Below are 25,296 nucleotides of genomic sequence, written 5' to 3' on the forward strand. Positions count from 1 at the left end.
GGCAGCGAGGCAGCGCCGGAGTGGCATCATCCGCATCCTGATTGGGAGCGAAGGATCGAACCGTGCCCGCGCATGTGCGAGCCAGGTTGCACGAGCCCGTCCGGGTGAATCGGGCCGATCGCCGACACGGTCCGGCCGATCGCCAGCGCATCTTCTCGACCGCCTTGGCCGACGGCCTTCCGGCCAAGAACGTTCATCGCCGCTTCGGGGGCAATCCGCACACCCACGACGTCTGGAGACGAAAGCACGGCCCGCGCGGCCGGCGTCGGTCGAGGGCGGCCGCCGTCATGTGAGACGGTATGTCGGTCGGATCAGCCTGGCCGTCCCGACCCCCTGCAGGCGGACCGCTTCGGTGCGCTCTGCATGAACCTCCGGGTTGCGCGCGGTCGGCGACTTCGATGCTGCATGTACCGACGATCATCGCGCCGGTCATCGACGCCGGTGACTCGGATTCGCGCCTCGGAACTTGCTGCGTCCGCCCTCACGCCTGACCTTCGGCCAAGAGTGAGGGTCGCGGCGTGCTGAATGCGCGCGGTTCGCCAGAGGTCCGCGCTCAAGGCGATCGTCCACTTCGGCCGCCCGGCGTTCACGTTGCCGAATTCCCGCGGCAGGTCCACACGCCCGATATTTCTCTTGACCCGTTGCCCGGACGGACGGAGAGTTCGCATCGTTCGGGGCGGCGACATCGATACGCCCCTGAATAGGGGTGACCGGTATCCGCCATTGCCTTTGCGGATCCGCTGGCCGCTCCGATCCAACAGCCGTTGTGGTCCTGGCGTCGCAACCCCCGAGTGACGGCGTGGAATGGGAGGACTCCCGTGTCCATGTGCCTCGGCGTGCGTTCCGCGAGACAACCTGCCTTCGAAAGACTCCGGGGGAATTCGTCGCGGGCCGACGGACTGCGCGTCGTGCTCGCCTCACTCGCCTGCGCGATCGGCCTGGCGGGGCTTGCCACCGGCTGCGCGACGATCCCGAAGGAGGCCCCGGAACTCTCCCTCGAGCTCGGGCGCCGGATCAGCGCGATCGAGGTCTCCCACCTCGCACTGCTCGGCCGGTATTTCGACGAGAAGCGGGCTTCGGTGGATCGCTACATCGACGAGGTGTGGATCCCCACCTACTCGGAAGAAGTCATGAGCGAGCCGGCGGTCGCCGCCATCTGGACGCGCGTCTGCCGCGAAGGGACGGACCGCGACCGGTTGGAGTTCCTGAGCCGGATCGGACCCAGGATCCAGCGCCGGATCAACGAGCAACGCCGGTCCATGATCGCACCGCTGGACGAGCTCGAGCGGGCGATCGCCGCGCAGCTGGGGCGCGAGTACGACCAGACGCGGGCGATCAACGGCACGCTGACGAGCTTCCTCGCCTCCGCGGCCGAGGTGGACGCCAATCGTCGGCGGTACCTGGAGATGCTCGGACTTCACGACGAGAAGGTGGCGGGCGTGCTCGAAGAGGTGGACGAAGTCGTCGACGACCTCTCCCGCGACCTTGAGAAGGCCGCCGAGGCCTCGAAGAGGGCGGAGGACTTCCGGCAGCGCATGCAGGGCGCGGTCGCGAAGGCCAGGGCCACATTCAGCAGATAGGAGCGGAGCGATGCCGATCGACTGGGACGAGGCCGAAAAGCAGATCGACGAGGCACTGGACGCAGCCCGAAAGCGCACCAACGACAAACTGGCCGCCACGATCTCGTCGCTCACCCGCCTGACCGACGCGGAGGTCAAGAAGCTCTTCCCGACCCCCGCCGACGTCGAACAACTGGCCACGCTGATGAAGGTCGTCAAGTCCGCGGATGATCGCAACAAGAAGCTCAACCAGATCATCAAGAACGTGGAGAGCATGGCCGGGGCGATCCTCACCATCGTGGACCGATTCGCCTAGACCCACTCGCCCACCCGCAGGGAGGCCGCAGATGGATCCCAACCTCTTCCACCTCGACTGGGAGCGCACCTTCGAGGTCTTGAGCGCGATCGTCATCCTGGCGTTCGTGGCCGAGCGCGCGTTGTCGGTCGTCTTCGAGAACCGCCTGCTCCTGCCGCTCTTCGCCGGCAATGGCGTCAAGGAGCTCACGGCGCTAGCGGTCGCGTTCTTCGTCTGCCGCTACACGGAGTTCGACGCCCTGCGGATGATCGTCCTCGGGGGCACGTCCGAGTGGCCGGGCCAACTCCTCACCGCCGGCATCATCGCGGGCGGCTCGAAGGGCGCGGTCATGCTCTTCCGCGACGTCCTCAAGTGGCGAAGCTCGGCCTACCAGGAGTACCTGGACCTTCGCGGGGCCGGTGTCCCGTCGATGGAGGCCGCGAAAAAGGTGGCCGGCGGCCGCAAGGCCGATGGCGGCGCGGCGGTCCCGCCGGAGAAGAGGTAGCCCGTGCGCGCCGGCCGTCTCACGTTCCTCCTCGCCCTCTGCCTGCTCGCCGCCCCGGCGAGCGCCGACTACCTCAAGACCTCGCGGACGGCGGTCGTCCGGCAGGAGCACGAGTCCGGTTCGACCGAGGTGGCGCGACTGCCCAAGGGCGAGGCCGTCGCACTCATCGGCTCGCGCCAGAGCGCTGGGTACTACCACGTCCGACTTGCGGACGGCGCGGATGGTTGGGTCTACCGCACGTTCGTGCGCCGCTTTCCCGGCCCGCTGCCCGGCGCGAGCGGGGGCGAGACCGAATCCCCGACGCCCGGCGCCGGCGCCCTCGACGCCTCCGCCTTCGCTCCCAGCGACTGCCCGCCCGAGGGCGACACCCAGCTTCCGCAACTGCGCGAACTCAACCGCCTCAAGAATCGGGTGATCGGCCCGGCGCCGTCGGCGGTCGTCGGCACGCCGATCGAGGACCTGGTGTATCCGGGCGACGACCGCACGCGCTGGTCCACCGGCCGGGCGGTGGAGGTCGTGGGCTACGTCCACGACGTCAAGGTCGGCGGCATCGAGACCTGCAACTGCCGCGCGAAGGACGCCGAGGAGCGCGACACACACATCGAGCTCGTCCAGACCCCGGAGGCGACCGACGTGGACGAACGCCTCGTGGTCGAGGTGACGCCGACCTGGAGGCGCTTCATGCGCACGACGCGGGGCGTGGACTGGTCCACCGCCGCGCTCAAGGGCTCGATCCTCGGCAAGTGGGTGAAGGTGCGCGGCTGGCTCCTGTTCGACACCCAGCACGTCCAGAACGCCACGAACACGAACCCTGACGGCTCGAACCTGTGGCGGGCCACCTGCTGGGAAGTGCACCCCATCACCGGGCTGGACGTGGTGGCGGCGCCGGTGCAGTAGGCGGAGGAGGCGAATACACGCATGAACGAGATCCCGGCGGACGAGGGACGGCGTGCCTTCGATAGCCGCTTCACGGTCGGCACGATCGTCACGGGCATGGGCATCGGGCTGGCCGGGCTCGGCCTGTACGCGGCGTGCACCGCGAGGCTCCCGCAGGCGGGCGTCATCGCCAGCTTCGGCCTGCTCACCGCCGGCGCCTCGCTCGCGGTCGGCGGCCTGCTCGGATTCCTCTTCGGCATCCCCCGCTCGCTGCAGCACGACGCGCCGGCCGGGCCGGCGCCCGCTCCTGAGACCGGCGCTCCGACCGGCACCGACAGGACCGGGGCCGGCTACCGTGTGAACACGAACCTCGAGCAGATCTCCGACTGGCTGACGAAGATCCTGGTCGGCGTGGGACTCACACAGCTCGTGACGCTGCCCGCATTCCTGAAGGGCACCGGCGAGTACCTCAGGTCGGGCTTCGGCGGCGGCACGGGCAGCGATGCCGTCGCGCTGACCGTGGTCCTGTACTTCGCGACCTGCGGCTTCCTGCTCGGGTACCTGTGGACGCGCCTCTTCCTGACCGGGCAGTTCGCCGAGTCCGACCTCGCCGCCCAGGCCAAGGAAGCCCGGACGGCGGCCGCCAGGGCGACGGAGCGCGTCCAGGAGCTCGAGAGCCAGGCGAAGGCGGACGCGCGGGCGCTGACGCTCGCCTACCAGCAACTCGACAGCCAGCAGGGCATCCCGACGGTCGATCAGGCCGAGCTCACGGAGGCGATCCGGCGAGCCCGGGCCGAGACGCGCACGCAGATCTTCTACCGCGCCTCGGGCCTGCGCGCCACGAGCTGGGCCAAGGACAAGCCGCTCATGGAGCAGACGATCCCGATCTTCCGCGCGCTCATCGCGGCGGACGAGCAGGACGTCTTCCACCTCAATCACGGCCAGCTCGGCTTCGCGCTCAAGGACCAGCGCCAGCCGGATTGGGTCCAGGCGGAGGGCGAGCTCTCCCGGGCCATCGAACTCAGGGGCGACTGGCGCGTCGGAGGCTGGCTCTTCTACGAGTTCAACCGGGCCCTGTGTCGCATCGCGCAGGATGATGCGTTCCAGACCGACCGGCCGTCCGGCCCCGAGCGGCGCGCGCTGATCCTCGCGGACCTCAAGGAGGCCGCCCACGATCAGCACGTTCGCAGCATCATCCTGCGCGAACCCGTGACCACGAAGTGGATGAGCCTGAACGACGTCGAGGAGGCCGACCTCGACGGGTAGGCCAGCGGCCGGTCGTGTGGGCACCCGGAGCGGATGGGGGACTTGTGCCACGGTACTGGATGATCTCGAATCGGAACGTGACGCCGAACGGCCTGGGCAGGACTCGCAAGGCGCTGTCGTATTGGGTCACCGACGGCCCGGCGGTGGAGGAGTTCCGCAGTTGGGAGAAGGTCTCCGCCGACGCGTTTCAACGCATACTGGCCGAAGCGGCCGGGGCCTACCCGCTGCTCGAGATGGAGCAGCACGAGGAGCAGAAGCACGTCACGCTCTTCGTCCACGGCTACAACAACACTTGGGATGGCGCGGCGCGGGCCTACCGCTCGATCGCCGACCACCTCTTCACCGGCCAGGCCTCGATGGGGACCTGCGTGCTCTTCACCTGGCCCTCGAACGGCAGCCCGGTCGAGTACCTCGCCGACCGCGGGGATGCGGCGGCCTCCGCGCCCGACCTGGCCGGTGTGCTCGAGGCGCTCTACGACTGGCTCGTCGAACGCCAGACCGTGGCCGTGCGCCGGCCCGAGCTCGCCTGCCGCGCCAAGACGTCGATGATCGCCCACAGCATGGGCAACTACGTCCTGCAGAAGGCCATGCAGGCGGTCTGGACGCGCAAGAACCAGCCGCTCCTCGTGAGCCTCCTCAACCAGCTCCTGATGGTGGCGGCCGACGTCGACAACGACCTGTTCGCAAGCGGCGAAACGGTGGACAGGAGCGACGGCGATGCCATCGCCAACCTGACGTACCGCGTCAGCGTCCTCTACACCGGGCTGGACGAGATCCTCGGCGTCTCGGCGGGCCTCAAGCACTTCGGCAAGCGCCGGCTCGGCCGCAGCGGCCTGGATCCCGCCGGCCGCGTCCCGGACAACGTCTGGCAAGTCGACTGCACCCGGTACTTCGACCCGAGACCACCGCACCACGGGGCCTACTTCACGACCCCGGCGGTTCTCGATCTGATGAGACAGATCCTCCGCGGAACCGATCGAGGAGTCCTGACGTCGCAGTGGTTTCGATGATCACGGCTCGCCCGAACCCGGTCGCAGGGCAGGGCTGAGCAATGAAGCTCCGACAGTTCAGTCGCACGGGAGCATGCGGCGTGTCGCCGCCGGCCCGGCTGCGTCGAACGAAGTGAGAGGTCGCATGGCTGACGAAGCGGTCCCCGGCGACACCCAGTGGCGAGCGTTTGTTCGGCAGTTCACGCGGCGACTGCGATTCACCGCTCGCGAAGCCCCCGGCCAGGCCATGGGGATCCTCAGCCTGTGCGTCGTCCTGCTGGCCCTCGCTGCGCTCTGCGGACGGACCGCATACCTGCTCTTCACGGAGTACTACGAGGCCGTGCAGGCGCAGGTCTCCTCGATCACGCGGCAGGCGGAACCGCGCTCCGACCTCGAGTACCCGGCAGTGACCTCGGCCGTGCTGGCGCCGGTCAACGCGAACCTCTCGAAGTGGTCCATCGACAGCCTGGCGCCGGCCAATGGACATCGTGCACGCGCGATACTCCGGACCGCCCAGCTCCTCATGGAGACGGCGGTTGACGCAGGAGCAGCGGGCCCCGACGTCACCGACCCGACGCTCTCGGCGACGATCGAGCACATCGGGCGCGAGGCCGGCTTCGCTCGAACCGCAGGCTGGACCGAGTCGGCGCTGGAGCACGTTCGCATGGTCCGCGATGCCCCGCTGGGCAGCGTCCGCGCCATTCCTCCCGACAGCACGTTGCCGCTCCGGGTCCGCCTGCAAGGACCGTTCGGAACCGAATTGGGCGCGAGGCTCCCGTCGCTCGGTGCATCCACGACCCTCCTGATCCCTTCGACGTTCCTTCTGCCGCGCTGGCTGCTCTCGAGCCCCGAGCCGCGGGAGAGGTCGGGGGTGGCGGACTCCATCCGTCACGAGATGCTGACCGCAGTGGCCGTGTCGCGGCTACTCGAAGACGCGCTCTCGCTCTGTCTGCCACCAGACTCCGCGCGTTCCGGCGCCGACGAGAACGCGCCCGAGATCGTGCAGGCCTACTTCATCTCCGACCGGTCGGTGCTTCGGATCTGGCCGGCGCAGGACCCGAACCAGCTGGGCGTCAACCGCTACTGGGCTGCGGCGCACTACATGCAGCAGTTCTACTCGAAAGAGTTCGAGGGCAAGGACTGGTACGAGTCTCCGCCCTACATCGACCTCGGCGGCAACGGGATCGTGCGGACCATGTGCCAGACGGTCTCGGCCGCATACCGGCAGCGCCCCGGTCGCCTGGTCGGCATCGTGGCCGTCGACTACCGACTTCCGACCACCGTCTACCTGGACTCGCTCGCCGAGCACAACATGCTCTTCGAACTGCACCAGATGGCCGTGCCCTCGGGCTCCACGCTTGGCGATGTCACCAACGAGGAGCAGGTCGAGCTGCTGCGTGCGGCTCGCGCGAATGGGCGGCGCCACCCGCCGCACAAGCCGCGGTGGGGACCGGCGCGCAGTGGCGACCGGGCGCGGCTCCTCGACCTCGCGAGGCAATACGCTGCCCGGGTCACGCCCGCTGAGGCGCGGAGTCGACTGGGCCTCCTCCGCGGGTTCCCCGACCCGGTCTTCATCCTGCCGCTGGCGCGCGGGCCCGGCGGCGCGATGCGCTTCCTCCTCCTCGAGCCGCGCACCCCGCGGCTGCCGGCGGACGTCTACGCCTACGGCCTCCTGGGGATCGTCCTTCTCGTCACCGCGAGCGGGCTGCTCGTCTGGTGGAACCGGCACGCCACGGGCGAGCTCGAGCGACTTCGCCAGGCGACGTTCATCCGCAATCTCCAGTGCGGCGTCATTCGCGTCGATGCCGACGGCTACATCGTCGAGGCCAATCAGGTGTGCGAGTGGCTCTTCGGCGTCACCATGGAGCAGCATGGAGAGCGCGCGCCCGACCTGCGCGGCCGCCGGAAGTTCCGCGACCTCATCGGGGATTGGATCATCCCGGCCGACCCGGCACGTCCGCATTCGCTGGGCGAGCGAGTCGAGCGCTTCGTCGATCACGAGGCCAGGCACCGCGGCCGGCTGGAGTCGACGAGCTACTTCGCCTTCACGCGTCCCCGAACCGAGGCAGATCCCGAGGATGCGCGCGAGTCGTCCGTCCTGTTCATCTCCGGAGGGCCGATCATCCAGCAGCCGCCGGCGCATCCTCGGCGACCTTTCCCACTCGCCGGTTTCGGCCTCTGGGCCGCGCCGGGCGGGGCCGAGGGGGGTCGGGACTTCCGAGTCCAGACCGGCGGCGTCGTCAGCCGCGTCACGGACGAGGCCACCCTCAAGGCCGCGCGCGACCAGCTTGCGGCCGATCCACGCACGAGGGCCGACGGATGCTAGCGCCCCTGATCGACTACGTTCTCAGCCCGACCGTCCTCGTGGGCCTCGGTGCCAGACTGCTCACCATCCTCCTCCGGCACCGCATCTACCTTTACGCCACGGGGGTGCCCGTCGGCGCGACCGAGGGGACGCTCCGCCACGTCTTCGTGCTGCAGAACATGGAGCCGAACGACTTGCAGGTCCCGTTCCAGATCCAGGTCAGCACCGTCAATGGAGCCGGGCACATCAAGTCCGTGCGACTCTACTGCGGAAGGCAGGGTCCCTTCGGGCAGGTGTTCGAAGAGAGCGGACACGAGCGGCACGTGTTGACGTCGCCCGACTTCAGCGCACTGGAGACCTGGAAGGTCGTGTGCGAGACAAACGAAGACGCCGAGGAGATTCGGCTGATCCTCGCGGGTTGGGACCTCCGCCGCCGGATCCGACGCTGGTGGGCACCGGCGATTCCGCAGGGCGGGCTGCGCATCACGAGTCGCCGCGGCGAGCCCACCCGCGCCTACTCCCGCGAGCCGGAGACCATCTTCTGGGTGGCCGTCCTCATGCTCGTGGTCGGCTACGTGGCGGCCGTGCGACTCGGGGCGGGTGTCGAGCCGCCTACCGGATGGGTCTGGCCGTTCCAGCAGATCGTCGACTACTGGTACGGCCTCGGCGCGAAGTGGCGCCCCGGGCTGGACTGGCCGATCCTCGCCGCCCTCCTCGTCCTCGGGTGGATCGTCCGGCGGATCGCCGACCGCGGCCATTGGCGCGAGGTGGCGTTGGGATACCTCGAGGACAAGCACTGGCGAAGCCTGCTCAGGATCCGACCGGCGTCCCAGGATGAGAAGGCCCTGGCTTCGAAGAAGGCCGACGCGCCGTAAGCCTGCAACTGGCGCGGGGGCCATCCGGATCCTCTGCACCAGACACCAACCCACCTCGGTTGGGTAAGGGAGTGAGCATGTCGAACGAAACGCAGAACGAGGGTGCGCCCACGACCACTCAACAGGAGGCGGCCTTCGAAGCGCTGCGCAAGTGGCTGGAGAACCCATCGACCGGGGTCGAAGACCAATGGCGGACGATCGGCGGCGACGTCTACGCGCGCAAGTACGTGTTGATCGCGGCGCGGGACGCCCTCCAGGCAAGCGGCGTTCCGAATCCACTGAAGCATGCCGCCACCGATGTCCTGGTAGAGAAGGCGCAGAGCGAGCTGACCGAGCGCGCCACCTACCTGAACATCTCCGGCGGACTCGCCTACCTTGTCGCCCTCGGCGTGCTCTTCTACGGTGCGTGGGTCCTGGACCGGCACGCGGCGACGCTCGTGAGCGCGAAGGATCTAAACGGCATGGTGCTGACGTTGGCCATCTTCCGCGCTTCAACCTCCGCAGCCCTCGTCTTCGCGGCGATCTACTACTTGATCGCGCTGGCTCGCGCCCTCATGAGCGAGGGGACGCTGCTCCTCAACCGCCGTCATGCGCTGCGTTACTTGCGACTGTGCGTCTACCTCTCTGAAGGCAACATCACGCTGCCGCAGTTGCGGCAGATGGTCAACTGGAACGCTGAATTCGCCACGGCCTTTGGCGCCATTGACGCAGAACGCGTCACGTCGGGCTCTCCGCTGGCGAAGGTCGTCGACGCGCTTGGACTCAGTCTCAAGACACTGGCCAAGCTGGTCCCCGAGGTGGCCAAACACGGAGGTCTGAGTAGAAAAGCATAGCCACTCACGTTCGGCATCCAGTCTTGCCTATAGCATACTGCCTGCATCTATTGACATTACTTCGCGGGGCATGCTAGTCTTCTCTGTCGCTCGTTCCTGGAGACATGCTGCGCAATCTCTGCGCGGCAGATGCACCAGGAGTGAGTATGAGTTCGTTGTTGTTCCCGGGCTTGGTCGTTGGCACGATGGTCTTCGGAGGTGGCGCTCTCTATTGGCTCCTGCTGAGTAGGCGTGCCCGAGACGCCCGCTCGGAGACAGGGCTGGTGGGATCGAGCCTCATGTTGATTGGATTCCTCATCGTCGCGGGTTGCCACTTCTTCGCGAGTCTGTTTGTCCGACGGTAAGCGCGCAACGAGGATGTCCTTAGCGCCCGACTGTGAAAACAGTTGGGCGCCTTTGCGTTAGCGTGGCGCGAGCCCCACGTAGCCCCCGGGTCCGAGCGGGCGAGCAGGGCGCTGGACAGATTCAGACTCGAGGCGTAGGCCTGTGGCCTCGCGGTCCGGGTCGTACGTGATCTGCAAGGTGCGCTCCGACGGTCTGGAGGTGCGTGGGAGGTTTCGAACGAGTAAGACGCGAGCAGCGTGCGATTCAAGGCGGCGCCGCCTGTGCTGGAATTGCGACAACCAATGTCGGGGACGCGTTCACGTAGCGTCGGAGTCATAGAATCCACTTGCAGATGGAACTGCCCCTCGATAGCTTCCGTTCATCGCGCCGCCCCGACGCGAGACGCCTCGATTCAACGGGTCGAGTCGCCATCCGCCTTCGTCTCGCTGCAAGGAGTACGAGCATGAAATCGGGCCGCCCTGCCTGCGATCCGCGCGTGTGCATTTCCGCGTGGCCGCTGGCGCTTGCCTGTCTCTGCACGCTTGCCTCCGTTTCCTCACCCAGCCGCGCCACCGAGTGCATGGACGTCCGCACGGGACGTTCATTCGCCGTGCTCAGCGCGCGCTACTCGAGTTCCGGCACAGGCATCACCGGTGAATCACCGCTCGGCCGTCTTTGCGTGGGCGCGCTGCGCGCCACGCATTCGGTCGCGGTCGCTGACGGCGCCGACGGTGCGTTCGTTGTCTGGATCGAATCCGCCGGCGAGGACTGTGACCTGCGCGCCCAGCACGTCGGCGGCGACGGCTCCGCCGCGGCGGGCTGGCCCGACGGCGGCGCCGTTGTCTGCGCGGCCCGCGGGACCCAAACCCAGCCGGCCATGGCGCTGACCGTTGACGGCGGAGTGTGGCTCGCGTGGAAGGACTACCGCGACCCGCAGCGCAGCGCGGTCTACCTGCTAAAGCTCTCTGCGGCTGGCGAGCCAGCGAGCGGCTTCCCGGCTGACGGGCTGCGGGTAGGGGCTTCTGGAGCGAGCGCCTCGGATCCGGCCATCGTGCGCGATCCTTCCGGTGGCGCTTGGCTGACCTGGCAGCAGGGTGGTAGCGGGGCGCGTGAACTGCGAATGCTCCACTTCGGCGAGGGTGGCACGGTTTCTCCCGACTGGCCGAGCGATGGCCGCATCGTCGCCGAGTCGGGCCAGAATGCGGTGCGCCCGGTGGCAACGGGAGACGCCGAAGGTGGCGTGATGCTGACCTGGGTTTCCGAGGCCCCCGGCCAGAGCCGCCTCCGGCTCTCGCGGCTTGATGCTTCGGGCCGGACCCGGGCCGGCTGGCCGAGCGACGGCCTTGAACTCGCCGCGTCGGCGCTCCGACTGCGCACCGTCGCGCTGGTTGCCGACACGAGCGGGAGCTTCGTCGCTTGGAACGACGCCGGCGACGACTCGACCCGGTCGCTCCTCGCCCGTGTGACGCCTGACGGCGCCCTCGACCCGAACTGGCCTTCTGGCGGTAGGGTGATCGGAGCCGGCGACTTCGCGTCCACGCCATCGCTGACTTCCGATGGCGCTGGTGGGGCATATGTGGCCTGGATCGGCCATGCCGGCGAATCGGCGCCGGGAGACGTGCGACTCGTTCGCCTGGACGGGCGCGGCCACGAGGCGACCGGTTGGCCCGCGGGTGGCGTCCGCGTGACGGAGACGGCGCTGGACGAGCACCGCCCGAGACTGCTCGCGCTTCCGGACGGCGTACTGGTCTCGTGGGGGCAGGACGAATCCGGAGGCCACGGCACGGTCCTGAGCGCCGCGCTGGCGGGCCTCGGCGCGCTGCCAGCGCTCCAGTCAGTGGAGAAGTGGCCGGATCTCGTGCGTCTCTCCTGGCGGGGTGCCGCCGATGCAAAGTACGCCGTGCTCGTCGAGCGCTCCGGAGAAGGCGAGGAGTGGGCGCTCGTCCGCGAGCTCGCCCGCGACAGCAAGGGCGACCTCGTGCTCGAAGACCCGGAGGTGGCGCCCGGCGAGGCGCTCACCTATCGCCTGAGGCTTCGCACCTCCGATCTCGACGTGGTGACGGGGGAAGTGCTGGTGGAGGTGCCGGCCGCGACCCCGCTCGCCATTCGCGGCCTGGCGGTCGAAGGCGGGGTGCTCCACCTCGCCTACTCGCTGCCCTCACGTGCGGAGACGCGCTTCGAGCTCTTCGACGTGCAGGGGCGCAGGCTGCTGCGCGACGTGCGGCAGCACGAGCACGCGGGGGAGCTCACCCTCCAGTGGCCCAAGCCCCCGGGAATACGAGCAGGCGTCTTCTTCGCGAGGCTGACGCAGGCGGGTGAGTCCCGGACGCGGCGCTTCGTCCTAGCGGGGAGGTGAGCGCCATGACCACGAACCTCCGTCGCCTGCGCCCGCTGATTGCGGCTTGCACGCTGCTCACGATCTCCCTGCTGGCGCACGGGCCGGCCAGCTCCCCGCAGGCCTCGGCAGCCTGCGCGGACACCGTCCTCGTCCGGACCGTCAAGCGCTACTCGCTCACCAGCGGCTCGCAGGTGACGCACATCGACACCTGCACGGCCATCGCCGTGCCGGGACGGCGCTTCCTGCTCGAGGTACTCCGACCGAGCGCGTCGAACCCGCTCGATTCAGCCCGGGTGACGTATGGCGGCATCGAGTACCTCGGCACCCACGACGTCGACGCCTCGAACGTGCTCCTGAGCCGTACGATCACACCAAAGGGCACGGCCACGCTCAAGGTGACGCTCTACGGCAGCGCCGGTGCCAAACTCGACCTGCGCATCACCCAGGTGTCCGAGCCGCTCTTCCAGGCGGCCTCGCAGTCCGGCTTCAACGGCGCCAGCAGTTCGGCGGACAAGTGGTACACCCGCTACTTCAGCCCGGTGGACGGCGTGCCGGCCACGCCCCACGTCATGGTCCTGACGAACGGCAACGTCGACTCCACGGGCACGGCGCGGACGCTCGAGTCCGAGGTCTGGCTCAACAGTCAGCAGGTCATCTTCCCGGGCGAGGTGACGCGCGGGCGGCCCTACCTCGCCCGCAACGTGACCCTGGAAGACGACAACACTCTGGAGGTGAAGCTCCAGGGCAGCCAGTCCGGCAAGACGATGTCGGTCAAGTTCTACGCCACCGACGTGACGCCGCCGGACCTGGTCGTCGTCGCGCCGACCGACTCGCTGGTGACTCGGGCGGCGAAGGTGCTGGCCACGGTGCAGCTCGCCGACTCGCAGACGGGGACGCGGTTGTGGGCGGATGGCACCGAGCGGACGCTGACGAACGGCACCTGGAGCGACTCGCTGGCGCTGCCTGCGCAGGACGGCATGACCACGTTCACGTTCGCCGGCATGAACGGCGCCTGCCTCACGGACACCGTGCGGCGGACGGTCATCCGCGACACGCAGGCGCCGACGCTCGACGTGCTCGCCCCGGCACCGAGCGGCACCGCGGTCGCCTCGGCCTCGGCGCAGGTGCAGTTCCAGGTCCGGGTTGCGGACGCCACCAGGACCATCCTCTGGCTGGACGACGCGCCCGTCGACACCCTGCCCATGGGCGCGGCCGTCGACACGTTCGAGGCCGACGTTCCGCTCGACATCGGGCCCAATGGGATCCTCGTGCGCGCCACCGATGCGGCCGGGAATACCGCCGGGTTCAAGCACTTCGTCTTCCGTCTGACGGGCGAGGACGCCCACGAGGACAGCCTGGTGGGCGAGACGCCGATCGCGCTCACGGAAGTGGGCTCGTTCCGGGACCAGATCGCGTTCCTCTTCCAGGGTGCCGACCCGGTGCAGACGATCACCCACCCGGAGAGCATCGCTGTCGGAAGAGAGGCCGTGCTGCGCGGATTCGTCGTCGCCCGCGACTTCGGCCCCCTACCCAACGTCAAGGTCGCCGTCAAGGACCACCCCGAGTTCGGCTGGACCGAGTCGCGCGAAGACGGCCGGTTCGACCTCGTCGTGAGCGGCGGCGAGACCTACACGCTGCGCTTCACGCTGGGCGAGTTCCTCGAATCGCAGCGGCAGGTGCTCGCACCACCGCTCGACTACGCCGTGCTCGACACCGTGGCCATGATCGGCCGCAGCCAGCGCTGGTACTACGCCGACACCTCGCAGTCCTGGCACATCGTGGGACGGTTCGAGTCGGATGCGAACGGGGACCGCTACATGTACGTCCACGTCCCGAACGGAGCGCTCGCGACGGTGACGCCGGTCGGCGGCGCGCCTGCGACATTCGACAAGTACCGGATCCGGCTCAAGGAGTTCACCGTGGGCTCGGGCGGCCGGGACGCCATGCCCGGAGAACTGCCGCCGACGACGGCCTACACGTACTGCGTCGACATGAGCCTCGTCGAGGCCGACTCGATCCTCGACAACCACTACCCCGGCAGCACCGCCCCCGAGATCACCTTCAGCAAGCCGGTCATCACGTACGTGCGGGAGTTCCTCGGACTCCCGGTGGGGACGGCCGTGCCCTCGGGCTACTACAGCCCCGCTCGCGGCGTGTGGGTAGCCGACCCCGACGGCGTGATCCTCAAGATCCTGTCGATCGGCGGAGGCTACGCGACGCTTGACACCGACGGGGACGGCCAGGCGGATGACGGGGCGAAGCTCGCCAGCGCCGGGATCGACTCGCTCGAACTGGCCCGGATGACGGCGAACTTCGGGCAGAATGACATCCTGTGGCGGGTGCCGGTGACGCACTTCTCGAGCCACGACTACAACTACAACTACGGGCCGGAGCCGGACGGGAGCGGCCCGAATGCCGCAGGGGTCGGTCCCGGCGTTCCGCCCATCGAAGACCCGGACGAGACGTGCAACTGCGTCATCGAGAACGAGAACCGCGTCCTCGGCGAGGCCATTCCGGTCTCGGGGACGCCGTACGCGCTCAACTACCGCAGCAACCGCGTGCCCGGCGACCGCGCGAGCTACTGGCTGCGCGTGCCGCTCACGGGCGCGACGGTGCCGGCCGGGCTGTGGCGGGTGCACCTGACCGTCGACGTGGCGGGTAGGCACTACGAGAAGATCTACACCGGGCTCGGCTCCAACGAGTGGCGCATGTTTACGGACTGGGATGGCCGGGACGGCAACGGCCGGCGCGTGCCGGGCTCCGTGACGGCGACGGTCCGAATCGGCTACGAGTTTGGCGCTTCCTACGCCACGACGAAGTCCGGGAGCGGGCCGAGCTGGAGGAACTCCTCCAGCGTCGCGACTCGGTCGGGGTCGGCGGCTGCGGGCGACCGCGACGGCGGCAACATCGCCTGGAGCACGCAGAAGGTGAGTCTCGGCGCGCCGAGCATGGCCTCGGCCGGCCTGGGCGGTTGGACGCTGAGCCCGCACCACTTCTACGACCCGAGTGGCCGCGGAGCGCTCTACTTCGGCGACGGCAGCACCCGATACGGAGAAGCGCGGCGACCGATCATCTCGAGGTTCGCGGGGAACGGGCTCAACGAAAGCATGACGTGGCCACCCAATGGATCCCGACTTAGCGTCGGGATCTACCCGTCCGGGGATCTTGCCTTCGGACCCGACGGGAGTCTGTTCTTCATTGGCGCAAGCAACTACCTCGGCTCGGGCAGACCCTACATAGGCCGGATTCGGCCCGACGGGACCGTCGCGATTTGGGCCGGCAGTAACGTGGCAAATGAGGGCCAGACAGATACTATCCGTACTGGGGAACCAGCGGTGGGGCAGCGGTTCATCGGCCCGCTTAGCATGGCTGTGGGCGGAGACGGCTCAGTCTACGTTGCTGACAAGGAGTGGCGGCAGATCTATCGCATCAGTCCCACCGATACGATCTACGTCCTTGCCGGTCGTTACCAGCTCGGGTATGGCACATTCGTCGACGGATCGACCGCGGCTAGCAGTGCTTTGAGCGCACCCTGCGCGATTGCAGTCGAGCCCGACGGGAGCGTGCTCTTTGCCGATGATAGCTGGCGCCGGATCGTCCGGATCACGACGGACGGCCGCATTCGTGGGGTGGCGGGCAATGGTAGCACCACGCCGATCGGCGACGCGGGCAAAGCAGACTCGCTGGCTGTCTATTCCGGCGGAGGCAATGACGTACGGGATATCGAGGTCGACAGAGTTGGGAATATCCACTTTCTCGTGGCCGGCCGCCTGTACGTCGTAAGGCCCGATGGTCAGATGCGTCGGCTGCCCGCAAGCGTGGTGCCCGACCACGGTCCCGATAAGCTCGCTTTGGGCCCCGATGGAGGGATCTACGTAACACAGAAGGAATATAGCGGCGTGTACCGAATTGAGTCCGACCGTGCGAGCACCACGCGCCTCGCAGGGGGGTACACCAACTATCCTCCGGAGCTCCCAAGGACGTTCGACCTCACGGAGGGCGCCGACGCCATCGGTACGATGCCGTTCACCCTTGGCGGGATCGCCGTCGATCGTACGGGAGTGGTGTACATCAGCGAGACGTCGCAGACGGGCGGTCGAGTGAGCGGCATCCGCCGTATCGCCCCGCCCGTGCACGATGCCGTGAACGGCGAGTTCGTCTACCCAAGCCAGGATGGTCGCGAGGTCTACTACTTCACGCCCGGCGGCCGGCACAAACGCACGAAGGATGCGTGGACCGGGGTGACGCTCCACACGTTCGGCTACGACGCCGCCGGGCGACTCACGAGCGTCACGGACGCCAACTCGCTCGTCACTCAGATCATCCGGGACGCGAACGGCAACCCGCAGGCCATTGCCGGGCACTTCGGTCACAGGGACTCGCTGGCCGTTGACGGGAACGGCTACCTCTCGCTCGTCCGCAACGAGCTGAGCAACGAGCAATACGTCCTTGACCACAACGCCGACGGGCTGCTCGAGACCTACCAGAATCCACGCGGAAAGACGCAGCAGTTCCGTTACCGCACCGGCTCACCCGGACTCGGGATGAGCGTGCAGGGCGACGGCCGCCTGGACACAGACACCGATGCGGCCTCGGCCGAACTGACACTCGGCTACTCCGTGCAGGACGCACTCCGGACAGTGACGCGCACAACCGAGCTCAACCGCACCACGACCTACCAAATCACCGAGTACATGAACGGCCTGCGCCGACGGCTGACCCGTTACCCGGACAACAGCTACACGTACAGGAGCGACAGCTCGTCGGCTGAGGGATACACGAACACGACGGTCACTCCCCCGGTCCGGCGAGAGGTCGGCCGCTCGGGCGAGGAGACGCTGACCTATCCGAAACGTGACAGCCGGTTCGGGACGCTCGCGCCCATACCCGCCATACGGACGACGCGACTGCCCTCGGGCCGGATCCGCACCACCGAGTACGCTCGCACGTACGGAGGAAACGGCCAGTTCTCCGAGTCGGTCCGACTCAACCAGGCCCAGCAGACCTACGCGACGAGCTTCGACTCATCGACGGGATTGCTGACGCTGACCACGCCGGCGCAGCGTACGAGCAAGTTGTGGCTGAACGAAAAGGGGAGGCCGAGGAAGGTCGAGACCGGAAACCTGATCACTCCCGTGGAACTCGGATATGACGGCTCGGGTAGACTATGGCACCTCTCCCAGGGCGCACGCGCCTGGCGGTACTCCTACGACGACCGCGGGCGGCTCGAGACGGTGACCGACACGCTTGGGCGCGTGAGCAGCTACCAGTACGACGCTGCCGACCGCGAGTCGCTGCTGACGCTTCCTGGGAACCGCGTGCTGCGGTTCCGCTACGATGCGAATGGAAATCTCCTCGGGCTGACGCCGCCGGGTGGCGATGAGCATGAGTTCGCCTACACGGACGTGGACCTCAACGAAGTGTACACGCCTCCGGCTGTGGCCGGGATCGCCGACCCGGCGACTCGGTACACGTACAACGCCGACCGGCAGCTCACGGACGTGGAACGTCCTGACGGCAGCCAGGTGCGGCTGCGTTACAGCAGCTCGCGCGGATGGCTCGACTCGCTCTCGATCGCGCGCGGACGGACAACGCTATCCCACGGTCCGACGGGACAGCTTTCGGTTGCGCTGAGCCCGGACTCCGTCATGAGCACGTACGCTTGGGACGGGCCCGTGCTGATCCGCGAATCGTGGAGTGGTAAGGCTTCAGGGGCGGTCGCCCGAAGCTTGAATATCGCGTTCGCCGAGAGCACGCAGACGGTGATCGTGGGGAGCGACAGCAGTTCGGTCGTGACCTACACCTACGGAGACGCCGACGGGCCGCTCACGGGAGTATCGATCGCGGGCGGCACGGAGAGCATCACCCGGCGCAGCGCCGACGGGCTCATCACCGGCACGAGCCTAACCGCCGGCGGGGGCACCGTCTCCAGCACGCTCGACTACAACGTCCACGGCGAGCTCTCCAGCCTCAGCTACGCGTGGCCGGGGGGTGGGGCGTTCGCGCAGGAGATCGAGCGAGATGCGCTCGGGCGCATCACGCAAATCACCGAGACCGCTGACGGCTCGACGTACGTGCTCGAGTACCACTACGATGCCGCCGGCCGCCTGGACGAGGTCAAACGCGAGGGCGCGGTCGTGCGCAGCTACGTCTATGATGACAGCCTCGCGGGCAACGGCAACCGGACGAAGGAGAAGGACGGATCGGGGGCGGTGCTCGCGATCGGGAGCTACGACGCCCAGGATCGCCTGACGAGCTACGGCGGCACCGCGTACGAGTGGACGGCCAACGGCGAGCTGGCGCGCCGGATCGCCCCCGGTCCAGACACGACGCGGACCACCTACGACGCGCTTGGCAACCTGACCGGCGCTCACCTGCCGGGGGTGACGGGCGACAGCCTCACGTACTTGATCGATGCCAGCAACCGACGCGTGGGCCGGCTCGTCAACGGGCAGCGCACGCACACTTGGCTCTACGCGAACCGTCTGAACGTGGTGGCGGACCTAGACGGCGATGGTGCGCTCCGCCACCGCTACGTGTACGGCACGCAGGCCCACGTCCCCGACCTGCTCGTGCACGCGGACACTCTCTACCGGCTGATCACCGACCACCTCGGCAGCGTGCGCGCTGTCGTGCGCGTCAGCGACGGCGAAGTGGCCCAGCGCATCGACTACGACGCCTGGGGCGCCCAGACGACGGGCAGCAACCCCGGCTGGCAGAGCCTTGGCTTCGTAGGCGGGCTGACGGACACGAGCACAGGGCTCGTGCGGCTCGGGGCGAGGGACTACGACCCCCGTGTCGGGAGGTGGACCTCGAAGGATCCAAGCGGCCTGCGTGGCTCAGATATCAGTCTGTACGCCTACGCCCTGGGCGCACCGACGAACTACCTCGACTCCAGTGGGCACGATCCCGAGCGCGCCGCCGACCTCGGTGAGAACATCCTCGAGTACATCATCTATTGCAGTATTGTGGCTGATTCGGTGTGGAACGAATCTCGCAAGATGGTGTTCGCGTCGGGGCGAGAGCAGAGCGATTATCTGCACTCGGCAACGGCATGCAAGATCACGGAACGTTACGGCCCTATTGGAGGATGGACGGCCTCGTATCTGAAGGAGGGGCGTAGTACAATTGACTATTGTGTGGAGTGCGTGACCAACCTCCTGCGCGGAAACCGAGCCCGGCCGCCCGGTGAGTTCTGGGAGGACACGCGGAAGGACTTGGATGCGGCCGGAGCCGGAATTCGTGAAGCGCGCACGCCAAGTCCTCAGACAAGACCCTAGGGGTATCCAATGCCTCGACGATCAGTCAGCTTGGCCCAGCGCTGGCGGATGCTCGTATTTCTGACACTGAGTTGTGGACTCTTGTTCTCCTGTTCGGTGAGCCATGTCGCCGTGCTCATCCAGGGGGACGGCTCCACCCTCGGAAGTACCGTTGTGCTCGACGGGAGGGTGAGCGGCACGATGCAGGCTGTCGAAGGCACGATGCCAGACATTTACATCATAGATGGCACTGTGGATAGCGTCGGCAAAGCTATACAAAGGAGAGTGAGTTGTGGGCCTGGCTATGCTGAGTGTCGCGTGCGGGCCCTGCGAGGGGTGCACGTGTTTAGGCTGGTCAGCGTAGCCGGAGACACTCTCGAAGCGCGGGTGTACTTCACTGGAAACGCGCTCGTACGAGCATCGTTTGTAGCAGGTGGGGTACAGGCCCTCGAAGGCTCATGACTCGTAGTTGCTGTATTAGAAAGTGGCCAAGCGCGACCACGGAAGGAGAGATTCAAGGGAGCTGCATGGGGTTGACCCCAAGGCCGGAGGAATGCCCAAGAGGAGTGAGTGGAGGCGCGGTGCTGAAGTTCAATGTCGCGGAGCTGGACGGCGACGGTGCACTGCGGGCCACCGTTACGCCTACGGCACGCAGGCACACGTGCCCGACCTGCTGGCGCGTGCGGCCTGTCGTCCGCTCCCGTCGGCATGTCAGCGGTTGATGCCTGTGCCGCGGCCTCCAGACCCCGTGTGCCGTTTATTGCGAAGGCTGCACCCGGCGTACACGCCCGTGTCTCGCCTGCGGATCCGCTCGTGCCATGTCAGGGCGCCCGTTGGCGACGAACCATGCCGGACACCCGAGCGTCAGGCGGCCCGAAGGGCTTGGCGAAACGCACCGGCGGTGCCATACTTCATGACGTTGATCAAGTGCGCCCTCTAGCAGAAGTGCGCACTCCCTGGCTCCGCGGCACGGTTACCCCCGAATCTCGCTGCGTCCGAGCCGCCCCTGAGCCAACCGGAAGGCTCGGGGCTGCCCGCCAACTGAGCAGAAGGAGCCCGATTCCGCGGGCTCTCGCTGACCGAGCTCGACTGACTGCGCCCTTCTGCTAAAACGCGCAGTGAGAGCCACCCGGCGATCACGCTCCTCCCGACGTTGTCCATCCCGCCGCTCCCGCATCAACGACCCCCGCGCTACCTGACCCAGACGGAGGTCGGGCGCTTCTTCGCAGCGATCGCGAACGTGCGGGACCGGGCGCTCTTCGCGCTCATGTACCACCATGGCCTGCGCGTGGGCGAGGTGCTCCTCCTACGGCGGGGAGACCTCGACCTCGAGCGCGGGCGCCTTCTTGTCCGGCGCTTGAAGGGCGGAGCCTGGAGCGAGCAGATCCTCTTCGCCGGGACGGCGACGCTCCTCCGCGCGTACGTGGCGGACCTGTCCGGTGGGCCTGACGACTCGCTCTTCCCGGGCCGGTTCGGGCCGCTCCAGCGCCGGCAGATCCAGTGCCGGTTCGTCCGCTACCGCTCGCTCGCCGGCCTGCCGCCGGACCGCACGACGCACTCGCTGCGGCATTCGATCGCCACGCACCTGCTGGAAGCCGGCGCCTCGCTCGAGTTCGTCCAGGACCACCTCGGCCACCAGGACGTCCGCAGCACGTCCGTCTACGCCCGCGTCACCGACCGCATCCGCGAGTCGCAGATGCGGGCCTTCGAACGCTCGCCGCTCATCGTACAGCTCGATTCCGGCCGCGACCGCCCGGGAGGGACGGTTCGGCCGGAGTGATCCCCTCCACCGCCCCTTCGAGGTGCAGCATGCGAGCCCTCCGAATCCTTTCCGCCGTCGCGACCCTCCTTGTGTTCGGGCTGCTCACGAACTGCTCGAAGAAGTCCGCACCAACGGCACCGCCAGCGAGTCCGACGTGCAGCATCAGCGAGACCTCGCTCGCGTTCGGGATCGTTCCACTCGGATCGAGTGCGGACCGCAGCTTCACGATCTCGAACACCGGCACCGGCACGCTGGACGGCACGGCCGGGACGACTTCCCCCGGGTACGTCGTGGTCGGAGGCGCCTCGTACAGCCTCGGCGCCGGACAGGTGGCGACCGTGACGGTCCGCTTCACTCCCACGGGCTCGGGCTCGCACCCCGGGACCATCGCACTCTCCGGTTCCGGCTGTGGGTCGGTGGCCTGTTCGGCGACTGGCGGACCTTCCACCTGCCAAGTGGCGCCCACGACGCTCGCCTTCGACACGGTCACGGTCGGGCAGAGCGCCACGCGGACCTTCTCGATCACGAACGTGGGGACGGGCACCCTCGCCGGCACGGTAAGCGTCGCCTGCCCCGACTTCGCGCTCGTCGGCACCGGCGCCTACAGCCTCGGACCCAGCCAGGCGGCGACGTTCACGATCCGCTTCTCGCCGACCTCGGCCGGCCCGATGTCCTGCACGGTCAACACCGGGCTTCCCACCTGCTCCTCGGTCTCCTGCACCGGCAGTGGCGCGGCGGTCAACCCGGCCTGCGAGGTGTCGCCGAACGGCCTGCTCTACCCCAGCGTGCCGATCGGGGACCGGGCCGACGCCACCTTCACGATCCGCAACACCGGCACCGGCACGCTCTCCGGCACGATCGACGTGCCCGGGCCGTACTTCACGAACCCCGGCGCGTCGAGCTACAGCATCGCCGCCGGGGCCAGCCAGACGTTCGTCGTGCGCTTCACGCCGACGCACGTGGCACCCGAGAGCTGCGACGTGACCACCGGCACCGGCTGCCGGCCAGTCCGCTGCTGGGGCAGTGGCCTCATCGGCTGCACGCTCGATCCCGACACCCTCGACTTCGGCTACGTCCACTACGGCGAGCGCGGGTATCGGACGTTCACGATGTCCAACTACACCAACACCACGCTCTCTGGGAACCTCTCAACCACGGGATGGTTCGATGTCCGGAACAGCGCCGGCGGCAGGACGTACTCGATTCCGCCGCACGGCTCCGCCTGGTTCGGCGTCACCTTCGATCCACCGTCCCGGTGCGACACGGAGGTCTTCACCGGGGCCGTGCTCACCACCAGCTCGATCTGCAACCGGGTGGGCCTGCGCGCCGTCGCGACGTACCGCTGTGACTGCACCGTCAGCCCGACCACGTTGGATTTCGGCAACGTGGTGATCGGCGACGCCACATCGTCGCTTCCGGTCCAGATCACGAACTCGACCCGCGAGGGAGGGCTGACCGGGGCCGTCCGCGTCGTTGCCGGCGACTTCGTGGCCAGCCCGAGCTACACCTGCCCGGCGTATCCGCCCGGGAACTGCGCCGTCTGTACCGCGACCATCGGCGTGAGCTTCCGGCCGCAGCGGCTCGGGCCGCAGATCGGAAAGGTCGTGGTCGAGAAGCCGGCGGGTTGCCTGGGCGCCGGTGCCGCCTGCGACACGATTACCTGCACCGGAACCGGAGTGACGGCGGCGGCTCGTCGCTGATTGTCATCCGCCGCCGTGCCGAGCCGGACGGAGGCGACATCTGGGACTTCAAGTGGGCGTTGTAATGGTCGGGAGGCGCCGACCGGCATTCACCACGTCCGGCGGTCATGACCACATCGGCGATTCGGAGCGAGGCCGTCCGACCGCGCGGCGACCCAATTCCGTCATTCCGCGGGAGCCGGAAGTCCTGCTCGGGCTGACGCAAACCCAAGCGCGCACGATGTCGTATATCCATATGGCTCTTGACATTACGGGACAACAATGTTACACTACTCCATTCGTCCATCCAGTTCGATACTCGGTGACTTCCTCAGGTTCGGCCGTCCGCAGCCACGGTGCCGGTCTCGGGCCCCTTGGCTGCGGGCGATGCGCATGCCGCGCCTCCTCAGCAGCGGAGGACGCGCGATGACTGCACGAACCGACAGAACATCCGAACTGCTCGTTGAACTTAAGTGCCCGGGGATCCTCGACGTCACGGCCTGGTTCGAGCACGACCGACGCGGTCCACCGAGCATCCGAATCCTCGTGACATCACATCGCAGGCAGCACCAGGTTGAGGGGGTCGTCGCCGGTTTCGCGGAGCGGCGAGGCGCCAGCATGAACCCCGCCGGCACGCTCGTGGACAGCGTTGCCCTGTCTCTCCCAGCCCTGCGCGCACACCCTCGACGCAGGGCTGTCGAACTCCTTGGCGAGCTGCTTCGGGACTTGCACCGTCATTTGTGAGGGGTTCGTCCTGATCGGGGGCGACGAGCATCTGCTCGTCGCCCCCTTCTTGCATCTACGGACTCCACCCCAGTGCTCGTCGAATCGACGTTCGGTGGCGTTGGTGAGGAGAACCACGCCAGTTGTCGTGAGTCCAGGTGCAGGAGACGATCAAGGTCCGGCATCGCGCCAGCAAAGTCCGCAGGCTCTAGGTAGCTCACCCCTCCCCGCAGAGGTTGCGAGCGATGGCGCATCGTCTCAAAGAGCGCGCGAGAAGCAATGCTCCTCACAAGCACGTCAGCGACCGGACGGCCGTCGGCCCGCCGCGAGGCCAGCGTCTCGGCTCTTCTGATCAGGTCCGCGGGAAAGAACCCCCCATGTGCCGACATGTGCCTGTTCGCCGCCGCAGCGAGTTGGAAGATACAGGCGGCATGATACTGGAGCGAGGCGCTCAGCAACTGCGCGTCACCCGCGACTTGCGCGATGCTGAAGGCCTCCCTCAGGAGCAGTTCGGCGCGCTCAAAGCGAGGCCTCGCCTCCTCCATGCTCGCCGAGGCGCGGGCCTCGCATAGAATCAACAGTGCGCGCAACACCTGCGTGCGCCCCCGATCAACGTGTGAAGTATCACCGATGAGGTGCTCCGCCTCATCGAGGTCCTTGTTGCACTCCTTGATGACCTTGTCGTCGAGTTCCTCCATCAAACGGGTGATGCGGTCATGGTACGCACAATGCACGCGGGCGATCCGAAGACGCGCATCGAGCAGTCTGTCGCGCGGGCCGCGGTGCGGTAGCGGTGATCGTATGAGCGCGGCGGCCCCGGCCCCTGCGGCCGCGTACTTGGCGGGCTTCCCCGCCTCCAGGCTGAGGTCCAGTCGGACCCAGCGCAGGTACCTGACGAGGTAGCGCCGGTCGTAGCGGCTGCAGGCCTGCGAGCATGCGTCGGCGAGCAGTTCCTCGGCAGCCGGATTGTCATCGCCGACCGCTGGGGTGTTGACTCCGCCCCGGAAGGAGGACAGGTACCCAGCGTATTCGGGTGTCCACCGGGCGAGATCCTCCCGAGTAGGAAACGCATCAGCGGCCTGATCGACGAGTGCGATTGCTTCTTCCCAACGCCCCTTGAGCGCAAGAGCGCGGGCCGCCCCCTCCTGAATCGCGACGAGAACATCCCATGGGTCGGCCGGCATCAGGTAGGGCTCCCACAGGTCGCGCTCAAGGAAGCTGCGGGCCTGTGATGCAAGCCACGCCCGGCAGTCGGGAGGAGGGGGTTCGGCGAAGCGGAATGCTGCCCTTCCCTCCGCAATGGTCGCGTGCGACTCCAGCCGAAGCTCGGGGAACTCGCTCAGCAGCCGTCTGCGCGCCCGGGCGAAGCCGCTGCGGTTGGCCTCCGAGAGGTTGCCGCGTCCCGGGTCCTCGAAGTGCCGTCCGTACTTGGCGAGGTGATCCTGGGTGATCCAGCCGCCAGCGAACATCTCAGGCCACTGGGCGGCGAGGGTGGCGAGGGCAAGCGTGTCACCCACTTGACCCTCGAGCATCGCCAGTCGCCTCGAAAGACCAGCGCGAACTTCGCCCTTCCCTCGATTCTCGCCACATCGTGCCACACCCTACCTCTCCTATCGTGATTCCAGGTCAGGACGGGCCGGCCGCAGCTGGGGGTCACGTGAGCCAGCGCCAAGGGCTTGACGCGCATGAGCCTGGCGACGGGCAGACC

At 67.8% G+C, this 25,296-nt stretch carries 15 protein-coding genes; 13 read left to right on the top strand and 2 right to left on the bottom strand.

What is annotated here, in order from left to right; translation table 11 throughout:
* Positions 1–908 precede the first annotated feature (908 nt).
* The 13 genes from IT347_11665 (at position 909) to IT347_11725 (ending at position 22,886) form a co-directional block, all read left to right on the top strand.
* Complete coding sequence (locus IT347_11665; protein ID MCC6350233.1) at positions 909–1,580, top strand: hypothetical protein; 672 nt, start codon at positions 909–911, stop codon at positions 1,578–1,580.
* A 10-nt stretch (positions 1,581–1,590) separates the two neighbouring features.
* Positions 1,591–1,875, top strand: a complete 285-nt coding sequence (locus IT347_11670; GenBank protein MCC6350234.1) for a hypothetical protein — start codon at positions 1,591–1,593, stop codon at positions 1,873–1,875.
* A gap of 31 nt (positions 1,876–1,906) precedes the next feature.
* A complete protein-coding gene (locus tag IT347_11675) occupies positions 1,907–2,359 on the top strand; it encodes a hypothetical protein (protein ID MCC6350235.1) in 453 nt (150 codons plus the stop codon).
* Positions 2,360–2,362: 3 nt separating this feature from the next.
* Positions 2,363–3,256 (top strand): SH3 domain-containing protein, encoded by an 894-nt coding sequence (locus IT347_11680; GenBank protein MCC6350236.1) that lies wholly within the window; start codon positions 2,363–2,365, stop codon positions 3,254–3,256.
* Positions 3,257–3,277: 21 nt separating this feature from the next.
* Complete coding sequence (locus IT347_11685; protein ID MCC6350237.1) at positions 3,278–4,501, top strand: hypothetical protein; 1,224 nt, start codon at positions 3,278–3,280, stop codon at positions 4,499–4,501.
* Positions 4,502–4,560: 59 nt separating this feature from the next.
* Positions 4,561–5,511: an alpha/beta hydrolase gene (locus tag IT347_11690; GenBank protein ID MCC6350238.1), complete on the top strand. Its 951-nt coding sequence runs from the start codon at positions 4,561–4,563 to the stop codon at positions 5,509–5,511.
* A 124-nt stretch (positions 5,512–5,635) separates the two neighbouring features.
* Positions 5,636–7,816 carry a hypothetical protein gene (locus IT347_11695; GenBank protein MCC6350239.1) on the top strand — a complete coding sequence of 727 codons (2,181 nt, stop codon included), beginning with the start codon at positions 5,636–5,638 and terminating at the stop codon, positions 7,814–7,816.
* Positions 7,810–8,670, top strand: coding sequence for a hypothetical protein (locus tag IT347_11700; GenBank protein MCC6350240.1), 861 nt, complete (start codon positions 7,810–7,812; stop codon positions 8,668–8,670). Before IT347_11695 ends, IT347_11700 begins: the two co-directional genes overlap by 7 nt.
* A 77-nt stretch (positions 8,671–8,747) precedes the next feature.
* Complete coding sequence (locus tag IT347_11705) at positions 8,748–9,503, top strand: hypothetical protein (protein MCC6350241.1); 756 nt, start codon at positions 8,748–8,750, stop codon at positions 9,501–9,503.
* Positions 9,504–10,173: 670 nt separating this feature from the next.
* Positions 10,174–12,183, top strand: a complete 2,010-nt coding sequence (locus IT347_11710) for a hypothetical protein (GenBank protein ID MCC6350242.1) — start codon at positions 10,174–10,176, stop codon at positions 12,181–12,183.
* Positions 12,184–12,188: 5 nt separating this feature from the next.
* The gene (locus tag IT347_11715; GenBank protein MCC6350243.1) at positions 12,189–19,445 is read left to right on the top strand and encodes a hypothetical protein; all 7,257 of its coding nucleotides are present in this window, start codon (positions 12,189–12,191) and stop codon (positions 19,443–19,445) included.
* Between the two features lie 1,132 nt (positions 19,446–20,577).
* A complete protein-coding gene (locus tag IT347_11720; protein MCC6350244.1) occupies positions 20,578–21,204 on the top strand; it encodes a tyrosine-type recombinase/integrase in 627 nt (208 codons plus the stop codon).
* A 29-nt stretch (positions 21,205–21,233) separates the two neighbouring features.
* Positions 21,234–22,886 (top strand): choice-of-anchor D domain-containing protein, encoded by a 1,653-nt coding sequence (locus IT347_11725; protein ID MCC6350245.1) that lies wholly within the window; start codon positions 21,234–21,236, stop codon positions 22,884–22,886.
* A 531-nt stretch (positions 22,887–23,417) separates the two neighbouring features.
* Here the strand turns inward: IT347_11725 and IT347_11730 are convergent.
* Both IT347_11730 and IT347_11735 read right to left on the bottom strand, forming a co-directional pair.
* Positions 23,418–23,603 carry a hypothetical protein gene (locus tag IT347_11730; protein MCC6350246.1) on the bottom strand — a complete coding sequence of 62 codons (186 nt, stop codon included), beginning with the start codon at positions 23,601–23,603 and terminating at the stop codon, positions 23,418–23,420.
* Positions 23,600–25,105, bottom strand: coding sequence for a hypothetical protein (locus tag IT347_11735; GenBank protein ID MCC6350247.1), 1,506 nt, complete (start codon positions 25,103–25,105; stop codon positions 23,600–23,602). The genes IT347_11730 and IT347_11735 overlap by 4 nt, the downstream gene beginning before the upstream one ends.
* Positions 25,106–25,296 lie beyond the last annotated feature (191 nt).

The sequence above is a fragment of the Candidatus Eisenbacteria bacterium genome (assembly GCA_020847735.1).
Classification (GTDB): Bacteria; Eisenbacteria; RBG-16-71-46; order RBG-16-71-46; family RBG-16-71-46; genus CAIXRL01.

What these genes read in the sequence shown, in the direction of transcription:
- IT347_11670 (MCC6350234.1), top strand. Translation starts at nt 1,591, where the DNA reads ATGCCGATCGACTGGGACGAGGCCGAAAAGCAGATCGACGAGGCACTG.
- IT347_11675 (MCC6350235.1), top strand. Translation starts at nt 1,907, where the DNA reads ATGGATCCCAACCTCTTCCACCTCGACTGGGAGCGCACCTTCGAGGTC.
- IT347_11685 (MCC6350237.1), top strand. Translation starts at nt 3,278, where the DNA reads ATGAACGAGATCCCGGCGGACGAGGGACGGCGTGCCTTCGATAGCCGC.
- IT347_11690 (MCC6350238.1), top strand. Translation starts at nt 4,561, where the DNA reads ATGATCTCGAATCGGAACGTGACGCCGAACGGCCTGGGCAGGACTCGC.
- IT347_11695 (MCC6350239.1), top strand. Translation starts at nt 5,636, where the DNA reads ATGGCTGACGAAGCGGTCCCCGGCGACACCCAGTGGCGAGCGTTTGTT.
- IT347_11700 (MCC6350240.1), top strand. Translation starts at nt 7,810, where the DNA reads ATGCTAGCGCCCCTGATCGACTACGTTCTCAGCCCGACCGTCCTCGTG.
- IT347_11705 (MCC6350241.1), top strand. Translation starts at nt 8,748, where the DNA reads ATGTCGAACGAAACGCAGAACGAGGGTGCGCCCACGACCACTCAACAG.
- IT347_11715 (MCC6350243.1), top strand. Translation starts at nt 12,189, where the DNA reads ATGACCACGAACCTCCGTCGCCTGCGCCCGCTGATTGCGGCTTGCACG.
- IT347_11725 (MCC6350245.1), top strand. Translation starts at nt 21,234, where the DNA reads ATGCGAGCCCTCCGAATCCTTTCCGCCGTCGCGACCCTCCTTGTGTTC.
- IT347_11730 (MCC6350246.1), bottom strand. Translation starts at nt 23,603, where the DNA reads ATGACGGTGCAAGTCCCGAAGCAGCTCGCCAAGGAGTTCGACAGCCCT.